Raw genomic sequence first — 8,058 nt, forward strand, 5'->3', positions numbered from 1 at the left:
TAGGACGCCTCGCCGGCATGGCACCCCCACTGCCGGGCAAACGCGATCCCGGCGCGCAGCGTTTACCTCACACCGAGCGCGTCAACCCGCCGTCCACGCGAATGTTCTGGCCGGTGATGTAGCCCGCGCCGTCAGACGCAAGGAAGGCCACCGTCGCGGCAATTTCCTCCGCCCTGCCATAGCGTTGCATCGGCACGGTCTCGCGCCGAGTCTCCTGTTGTGGCAGGCTGTCGATCCATCCCGGCAGGATGTTGTTCATGCGCACGTTGTCCTGTGCGTATTTGTCGGCGAAAAGCTTCGTAAACGCCGCGAGGCCGGCGCGAAAAACGGCCGACGTCGGAAACATCTCGCTCGGCTCGAACGCCCATGCCGTTGAGATGTTGACGATCACGCCCGAGCGTTGTTTCTGCATGATCGGCGTGACAAGGCGCGTCGGCCGGATCACGTTCATCAGATAGGTGTCCATACCGCGATGCCAGTCCTCGTCGGTGATCTCGAGAATCGGCGCGCGCGGACCATGACCGGCGCTGTTGACCAGCACGTCGATACGTCCCCAGCGCTCGAGCGATTGCTCGACGAGCCGGGCCAACGCCTCGTTCGACTGGTTCGAGCCGGTCACCCCCACGCCACCCAGTTCCGCGGCCAATGCCTCGCCCTTGCCGGACGACGACAGAATGCCGACCCGGAACCCCTCCGCCGCCAGACGCCGCGCCGCCGCCGCGCCCATGCCACTGCCACCCGCAGTAATCAACGCCACTTTTTCTACTGTCATGCTGCTATCCTCCGAAGACGTTGGCACAAGCCCCAATGGCTGCCAGATCGTGCGATTCATGCCTGACAGCGTAACATCCTCATGCCAGACGGATGCATCAGATTTTGGTGCTTTATCCAGTAGAAAAATTACATCATGACCGAAGCCATCGGACGTCTGCCGTCGCTTAACGCGCTACGCGCCTTCGAGACGGCGAGCCGGCATCTCAATTTTCGGATCGCCGCCGAAGAACTCGGCGTGACCCAGGGGGCCGTCGCCCAGCAGATTCGCGGGCTCGAAGCCGAGCTGGGCATGAAGCTCTTCGAGCGGCACGCGCGCGCATTGACGCTTACGGAGAACGGGCGCCGCTATGCGGGCGGCGTACGCCGTGCGTTCGAAATATTGGCGGATGCTACGCAGGCGCTGCGACCGGAACCGCTGCGCCTGACGATCAGCGTGACACCGACGTTCGCGTCGAAGTGGCTGATTCCGCGTCTGCCGGCATTTCTCGAGGCGCATCCGGACATCGATCTGCGCATTCTTGCGACTGACCGGCTGTCGCACTTTCAGGCGGATGCCGTCGATCTCGCCGTTCGCTACGGCCGGCCGCCGTTCGGCGCGGGGCTGACCGTCGAGCCGTTGTTCGACGAAGCACAGGTGGCCGTGGCCTCACCGCAAGTGATCACCGCACTCGGACACCCCGCGGAGCATGCAAGCCTGCGTGGGCACGCCTTGCTGCACGACGCACACAACGCCTGGCCGCAATACCTCGAACAAGCGCTGCCCGGCGTGTCACTGTCAGTCGCCAAGAACGTGCGCTTCAATCAGACCGCGCTCGCCATCGACGCCGCCGTTGCGGGGCAGGGCCTTGCGCTGGCGCATGTCGACTTCGTGGCGGCCGATGTCGCAGCCGGTCGACTGGTCCGCCTGTTCGATACGGTGCTGCGTACCGGCGCGGGCTTCTACATCGTGTATCCACGACGCACCCGGCACGCCGCACAGATCGCCGACGTGCAGGTGTGGCTGTTGCAAGCCTCCCGGCGCCCGATCGCCTGACCGACGCGTGTGATTCCCGGACTTCGTGTCATCATATGGCATGGCCCAGATCCCACTCTTTCCGCTCGGTAACGCCCTGTTTCCCGCCGGGGTGTTGCATCTGCGCATCTTCGAAGTGCGCTATCTCGACATGATCAAGCGATGTCTGGCTGACGGCACCGAGTTCGGCGTCGTCATCCTGCGACAGGGCAGTGAGGTACGCCTGCCGGACGCCGTCGAGGAGCCTGCGATGATCGGCACGATGGCGCGCATCGAGGACTGGCGTGCACCTATGCCGGCACTGCTCGAACTGGTGTGCCGCGGCACGACAAAGTTCTCGCTCTCTCACGTCGAACTGGGGAAATACGGTTTGTGGATGGGTGAGGCGCAAATGTTGCCCGACGATCCGGGCGTCGCGATTCCCGACACGCTTCAGGTCAGCGCCGACACTTTGGGCAAACTGATCGCCGGCCTGCAGCGCGACCCCGCGCGGGCGGCAAAATTGCCGCTGGCGCCGCCTTACCGGCTCGACGAATGCGGTTGGGTAGCCGATCGCTGGGCCGAGCTGCTGCCGCTGCCGCCACACGAGAAGGAGACGCTGCTGGGCATGGCGGATCCGGTGGCGCGTCTGGCGCGTATTCAGGCATTTCTGACCGATCACGGCGTGCTGTCCTGAGCCGTGGCGGCGCTCCGGATGCCGCGTGATCCTGACGCCCGGTCTTATGGCATCGCACGGAACAGGCGATAATGCGCGCTGCAACGTTATTCCACATCCATGACAGTCCAGATCAACCAAGAACTCAAGGCGTACATCGATCCGCTCACGCCTGACGAATACGCGTCGCTCGAACAGAGTCTGCTTGCCGAAGGGTGCCGTGACGCCCTGGTCCTCTGGGGCGATGTCCTCGTCGACGGCCACAACCGCTACGAAATCTGCCGCAAGCACAACATCGAATTCCGCACGGTTCAGAATCGGTCGTTCAAGTCGATGGACGATGTCCGTCTGTGGATGATCGACAACCATCTCGGACGCCGCAGCGTGTCCGATTACCAGCGCGGCGTTCTGGCATTGCGCAAGAAGACGATTCTCGAGGCGCGTGCGGGCGCCACCGCCGGGGCGCCGGCCGACCCGGACACGCCGCAGGCGGCCGCGCCAGGCCCGCAGGGAGACGGCGGCGGTTCGGACAGCGGCAACACGCCGGTCCCCGGGCATGCGCACACGATGGCGCTCACCCGCGCAGCGCTCGCGCGCGCGGCCCGTCTGTCGAGCAATACGCTTGGGCAGATCGAGCAGATCCACAATGCCGCGGCACCCGAGCTGGTCGATGCCGTCAAGCGAGGCGAAGTCTCGATCAACGCGGCGGCAGCCGTCTCGACGCTGCCGCAGGCGGCGCAGGTCGCGGCCGTGGTCGCCGGCAAGCAGGAGTTGCGCGAGTTGGCACGCCAGGTGCGCGAGGCGCGTCCCGTCAAGCCGCGCAAGAAGAAAGACGACGAGGTGATCGAAGACGACGACGGCACGCCGCCGTGGGATACGACCGCCGACCCGTCCGACGAACTCGCGCGCCTGTCGAAGGAGCTCAAGGCGATCACGGCCGAGCGCGACGCGCTCAAGAAGAAGGTGGCTCACCTGACCATCGCATTGGCCGAGGCGCGTGCCGGCAAGTAACCGCCCAATGCCGGTCGCCGAGACGCAATCCCGCTCTGGATCCAATTGCGCTTTGATTGGATCCAGAATCGCATCGACGTCATGTTATGTGTTTTAATCGCGCCATGCGAACCTCCGGACCCCAAGCCCTTCACCAGTCCATCCGCGACACGCTTCGAGACGAGATCTTGAGTGGCGTGCTGCCGGGTGGGTATCAACTACGTCAGGAAGCGCTAGCCGAGCGTTTTCATTCGAGCCGCGTGCCGGTACGCGAAGCGTTGCGGCAGTTGGAAGCGGAGGGGCTGGTCGTGCACCATCTCAACCGCGGTGCCACCGTGGCGAGCATGGACATCGAGCAGTTGTGCGAGCTGCTCGACATTCGCGTGGCGCTCGAATGTCATGCGGCCAAGCTGGCCGTGCCCAACATGGCCGGGCGCGACTTTCAGGTCATGGAGCAGATCCTGGCCGACTATTCGGCCTCGGAAGTCGTCTCGGAATGGGCCGAATACAACCGGCGCTTTCATCTGGCGCTGTGCGCGCCCGCCAACAACCGGCGCCTGCGCATGCTGATCGAAGCGTACTGCCTCAATACCGACCGTTATTCGCATCTTGCGATGTCGCAGGCCACGGGCAAGGAAAAGCCGCAGCACGACCACTACGAGATTCTGGCGGCCTGCCGCCGACGCGACGTGGCGGCCGTCGTGTCGATGCTCGAGTCCCACATCGTCGCCACGCGCAACGAGATCAAGGCCCTGGCACGCGAAGACGTGGGCTTCCTGTCGCGCGCATCGCTCTGATCATTCGCGTCGCTGTTGCTCGTCGTCGTGAGCTGGCCCGCAGGTGTGGGGCCGATCCACGCTTACGTCAATCGGAAGCCCGCTTCGCTCGAAGCGGGCGTGCCGGGACGTGCGAGCGGCGCACTGACATGATCGGGGCGTGCGAGAATAGCGTATTGCCGATAGCGGCCAATTGCGCGGTATGGCGCGCCGTTCCCCGGGGCGGGCGATGCACCGCGGCTTTTCGTCAACGTTTCATGAATCGAGATTTACCCGCGACCGACGAGACCTACATGGGCCTGGCGCTCGAGCAGGCGCGCGCCGCGATGGCGCAGGGTGAAGTGCCCGTGGGGGCCGTCGTCGTTTGCGACGGTCAGGTCGTGGCGGTCGGCCACAACTGTCCGGTTGGCGGCCACGATCCGTCGGCCCACGCCGAGATGCAGGCCTTGCGTGCCGCTGCGAAGGCGTTGGGCAATTACCGGCTGCCCGATTGCGAGCTGTACGTCACACTCGAGCCGTGTGTCATGTGCGCAGGCGCCATCATGCATGCGCGCATCAAGCGCGTCGTCTACGGCGCGGCCGACCCCAAGACGGGCGCTTGCGGCAGTGTCGTCGACCTGTTCGCCGAGCCGCGTCTGAATCATCATGCCGAAGTGCTCGGCGGCGTCATGCACGACGACTGCGTCGGCGTTCTCCAGGCATTCTTCAGCGAACGGCGCGCGGCGGCGAAGGCACGGCGGCTGTCGGCGGGCACCGAGATCGTCGGCAACACTCCTCCAACTTCCTCATCCGGATCCCCCCATTGATGCAGACCAGGCTTCTTGAACTCATTGCGCCGTCCGGCTACGCGCCGGATGTCGACGTGGCGGCACGCGGCGTCGAGGTGCTGGAGCGGCTCGGCTACACGGTGAGCAATCGTGAGGCGCTCGATCGCCGCTACCTGCGCTTCGCGGGCACCGACGCGCAGCGCGTTGCGGAGATCAACCAACTGGCCGGGCGCGACCATCCGGTACCGGACGTCGTGCTGGCGGTACGCGGCGGATACGGGGCGGTGCATCTGCTGGAACAACTCGACTATGAAGGCCTGCATCGTCGGCTGGCGGGCGCGCCGGTGGCGATCATCGGCCACAGCGACTTCACGGCCATCCAGTTGGCGCTGCTCGCGCAGTCCCGCCTGACGACGTTTGCCGGGCCCATGCTGCTGGCGGACTTTGGGGCGGAAGCGCTGAGCGACTTCACGCTGAACCAGTTCCAGACGGTTCTGCGCTCGCCGAGCCACGTGGTCGAGTGGCAGGGCGATGGCGCGAGCGGCGACATCGACGTGTCCGGCACGTTGTGGGGCGGCAATCTGGCAATGGTGTGCAGCCTGATCGGCACGCGATATCTGCCACAGATCGAGGGCGGGGTGCTGTTCGTCGAAGATGTCAACGAGCCGCCGTATCGTGTGGAGCGCATGCTGTACCAGTTGCATCAGAGCGGCATTCTCGCGCGCCAGCGTGCGTTGGTCCTTGGCGACTTCTCGCAATACCGGTTGAGCGACTACGACAACGGTTACGACATGGTGGCCATGATCGAGAGCGTGCGCAAAGTGATCGGTATTCCCGTGGTCACCGACCTGCCGTTCGGACACTGCCCCGACAAGCTCACCCTCCCGGTGGGTGGGCAGGGCCGATTGCAGACGGCGGGCGCTCAGGTTCGGCTCACGCTTACGGGATATCCCTATATCGCCTGATCCCCGACGGTGAGCCGGCCGAAAATGGCCGGACAGGCGAGCGAAAGCGCGCCGGGTCGATAACGCGGCCCGGCGCGTTTTTTGTTCAATCGTCTGTTGCCCGGGGATTGGCGCGATTTCGAGGGTGGTTGGCGGCGGTTTCGCCGGAATTCGGCGATTCGGTACGGGAGGGGGCGTCTCACGCAAGACGACGATTCCGAGACGCTGGCCGGCGCCACAGTGTCGCGCCGGCGGGGTGACTATACGTGTAAGCGGAGCCTGAATATCTGAATATCGCTATGTTTCGGGCAGGTGGATTTGGCTACACTTCTTCGATCGTTTCGCCATCAGAAGGATGCCAAGACATCATGGCCAGCAACCCCGCAAATGCCAAGGATTACCCGCGCGATCTGATCGGTTATGGCCGCCATGTGCCGTTTGCCGATTGGCCGGGGCGCGCGCGTATCGCCGTGCAGTTCGTGCTCAACTACGAAGAGGGCGGCGAGAACTGCGTGTTGCACGGCGATCGCGCCTCCGAGCAATTCCTCTCCGAGATCATCGGTGCGGCCGCTTATGAAGCGCGCCACATGAGCATGGAGTCGATCTACGAATATGGTTCGCGTGCAGGGGTATGGCGCATTCTGCGCGAATTCGAACGCCGTGGCTTGCCGCTGACCGTTTTCGGCGTTGCGATGGCCATGCAGCGTCACCCCGAGGTGACGGCGGCGTTCCAGGAGCTGGGTCACGAGATTGCATGCCACGGCTGGCGCTGGATTCACTATCAGAACATGGACGAGGCGACCGAGCGCGAGCACATGCGCATTGCCATCGACATCTTCAAGGAATTGACCGGCAGCGCGCCGCTGGGCTGGTACACGGGTCGCGACAGCCCCAATACGCGTCGCCTGGTGGTCGAACAGGGCGGGTTCGTCTACGACTCGGACAACTACGGCGACGATTTGCCATTCTGGACGCAGGTGCAAACCGCCAACGGCGACGTCAAGCCGCATCTGGTCGTGCCGTACACCCTCGACTCCAACGACATGCGTTTCGCGGCGCCGCAAGGCTTCAACACGGCGGATCATTTCTTCCATTACCTGCGCGACGCGTTCGACGTGCTCTACGCCGAGGGCGACGAGGCGCCGAAGATGCTGTCGATCGGCATGCACTGCCGCTTGCTGGGGCGTCCGGGCCGTTTTGCCGCGTTGCGACGATTCCTCGATCACATTGAAAAGCACGACCGCGTATGGGTGTGCCGGCGAATCGACGTGGCGCGCCACTGGCAGGCGCGTCATCCGTTCGTGGCGGCCTGAATCCGTGAATCCGTGATGGCGTGACTCCATGAATCGGCGGGCGCATCGGCAAGCGATGCGGTCGCCAACATCGAAATCGAATCCGACAGGCGTCATCGGGCCGTGCCAAGCGTGCGGCGGGGCGCCACCGTTGTTCTCCAGGAGAGCAGTTAATGAATGCCCCGTTGCCCATGACCCAGCGTACCGTTGCCGAGCTCTCGGCGTTGCCGCGTGTCGAGTTCGTTGCCGCGCTCGACGGCATCTTCGAGCATTCCCCCTGGGTGGCCGAGTCCGCCTGGGAAGATCGTCCGTTCGCGACCGTCAACGCGCTGCACGACGCCCTTTGTCAGGCGGTCGTCGACGCGGGCGAAGGCCCGCAACTCGACCTCATTCGCGCGCACCCGGAACTGGCAGGCAAGGCGGCGGTGCGCGGCGAGCTCACGGCCGAGTCCACGCGCGAGCAGGCCGGTGCCGGTCTGGACCAATGCAGCGCGCAAGAGTTTGCACGTCTGACCCAGCTCAACGACGCGTACAAGGCCAAGTTCGGTTTCCCATACATTCTGGCAGTGCGCGGTCATACGCGAGCCAGCATCATCGAGAATTTCTCTAACCGGCTCGAGAACAGTCGCGCCGACGAAATCGAAGAGTGCCTGCGTCAGATCTTCCGAATCGCGGGGTTCCGGTTGCAGGACCTCGTGCGCGACTGACACGACGGTTGCCGGGTGGCGAGCACATGCTTGCCGCGGCAGCCATCCTCTTTTTGCATCAGCGGTTTTCGTCATTCAAGTACCAAGGAGTTGGCATGGCCCTCGCCCCGCAAGATCCGAACGCACCGGAATTCGTGCGCC

The 8,058-nt window shown here is 64.5% G+C and carries 9 protein-coding genes; 8 read left to right on the plus strand and 1 reads right to left on the minus strand.

The features are described 5' to 3' along the window. Window positions 1–67: 67 nt before the first annotated feature. The gene (locus tag W930_RS0123930; RefSeq protein WP_023874166.1) at window positions 68–772 is read right to left on the minus strand and encodes an SDR family oxidoreductase; all 705 of its coding nucleotides are present in this window, start codon (window positions 770–772) and stop codon (window positions 68–70) included. Window positions 773–907: 135 nt separating this feature from the next. Here W930_RS0123930 and gcvA point away from each other — a divergent pair, with 135 nt between their 5' ends. The 8 genes from gcvA to uraD all read left to right on the plus strand — a co-directional run bounded on the left by gcvA (window position 908) and on the right by uraD (window position 7,917). Continuing rightward, window positions 908–1,807 carry a transcriptional regulator GcvA gene (gene gcvA / locus W930_RS0123935; protein ID WP_023874167.1) on the plus strand — a complete coding sequence of 300 codons (900 nt, stop codon included), beginning with the start codon at window positions 908–910 and terminating at the stop codon, window positions 1,805–1,807. Between the two features lie 40 nt (window positions 1,808–1,847). Then, window positions 1,848–2,462 carry an LON peptidase substrate-binding domain-containing protein gene (locus W930_RS0123940; protein WP_023596196.1) on the plus strand — a complete coding sequence of 205 codons (615 nt, stop codon included), beginning with the start codon at window positions 1,848–1,850 and terminating at the stop codon, window positions 2,460–2,462. Window positions 2,463–2,561: 99 nt separating this feature from the next. After that, window positions 2,562–3,452, plus strand: a complete 891-nt coding sequence (locus tag W930_RS0123945; protein ID WP_023596195.1) for a hypothetical protein — start codon at window positions 2,562–2,564, stop codon at window positions 3,450–3,452. A gap of 104 nt (window positions 3,453–3,556) precedes the next feature. After that, on the plus strand, window positions 3,557–4,228 hold the full coding sequence (locus W930_RS0123950) for a GntR family transcriptional regulator (protein ID WP_115344329.1): 672 nt from the start codon (window positions 3,557–3,559) through the stop codon (window positions 4,226–4,228). A 236-nt stretch (window positions 4,229–4,464) separates the two neighbouring features. Next, window positions 4,465–5,013 (plus strand): tRNA adenosine(34) deaminase TadA, encoded by a 549-nt coding sequence (tadA, locus tag W930_RS28685; protein ID WP_072619100.1) that lies wholly within the window; start codon window positions 4,465–4,467, stop codon window positions 5,011–5,013. Next, window positions 5,013–5,939: a muramoyltetrapeptide carboxypeptidase gene (gene ldcA / locus W930_RS0123960; protein ID WP_036642531.1), complete on the plus strand. Its 927-nt coding sequence runs from the start codon at window positions 5,013–5,015 to the stop codon at window positions 5,937–5,939. The genes tadA and ldcA overlap by 1 nt, the downstream gene beginning before the upstream one ends. A gap of 347 nt (window positions 5,940–6,286) precedes the next feature. Next, window positions 6,287–7,231: an allantoinase PuuE gene (gene puuE / locus W930_RS0123965; protein ID WP_023874173.1), complete on the plus strand. Its 945-nt coding sequence runs from the start codon at window positions 6,287–6,289 to the stop codon at window positions 7,229–7,231. Window positions 7,232–7,383: 152 nt separating this feature from the next. Further along, window positions 7,384–7,917 carry a 2-oxo-4-hydroxy-4-carboxy-5-ureidoimidazoline decarboxylase gene (uraD, locus tag W930_RS0123970; RefSeq protein WP_023596190.1) on the plus strand — a complete coding sequence of 178 codons (534 nt, stop codon included), beginning with the start codon at window positions 7,384–7,386 and terminating at the stop codon, window positions 7,915–7,917. The last annotated feature ends 141 nt before the right edge of the window (window positions 7,918–8,058 follow it).

The organism is Pandoraea sp. E26 (genome assembly GCF_000681415.1).
GTDB lineage: Bacteria > Pseudomonadota > Gammaproteobacteria > Burkholderiales > Burkholderiaceae > Pandoraea > Pandoraea pnomenusa.

Coding starts and splice junctions, on each gene's coding strand:
- W930_RS0123930 (WP_023874166.1), bottom strand. CDS start 772: ATGACAGTAGAAAAAGTGGCGTTGATTACTGCGGGTGGCAGTGGCATG.
- gcvA (WP_023874167.1), top strand. CDS start 908: ATGACCGAAGCCATCGGACGTCTGCCGTCGCTTAACGCGCTACGCGCC.
- W930_RS0123940 (WP_023596196.1), top strand. CDS start 1,848: ATGGCCCAGATCCCACTCTTTCCGCTCGGTAACGCCCTGTTTCCCGCC.
- W930_RS0123945 (WP_023596195.1), top strand. CDS start 2,562: ATGACAGTCCAGATCAACCAAGAACTCAAGGCGTACATCGATCCGCTC.
- W930_RS0123950 (WP_115344329.1), top strand. CDS start 3,557: ATGCGAACCTCCGGACCCCAAGCCCTTCACCAGTCCATCCGCGACACG.
- tadA (WP_072619100.1), top strand. CDS start 4,465: ATGAATCGAGATTTACCCGCGACCGACGAGACCTACATGGGCCTGGCG.
- ldcA (WP_036642531.1), top strand. CDS start 5,013: ATGCAGACCAGGCTTCTTGAACTCATTGCGCCGTCCGGCTACGCGCCG.
- puuE (WP_023874173.1), top strand. CDS start 6,287: ATGGCCAGCAACCCCGCAAATGCCAAGGATTACCCGCGCGATCTGATC.
- uraD (WP_023596190.1), top strand. CDS start 7,384: ATGAATGCCCCGTTGCCCATGACCCAGCGTACCGTTGCCGAGCTCTCG.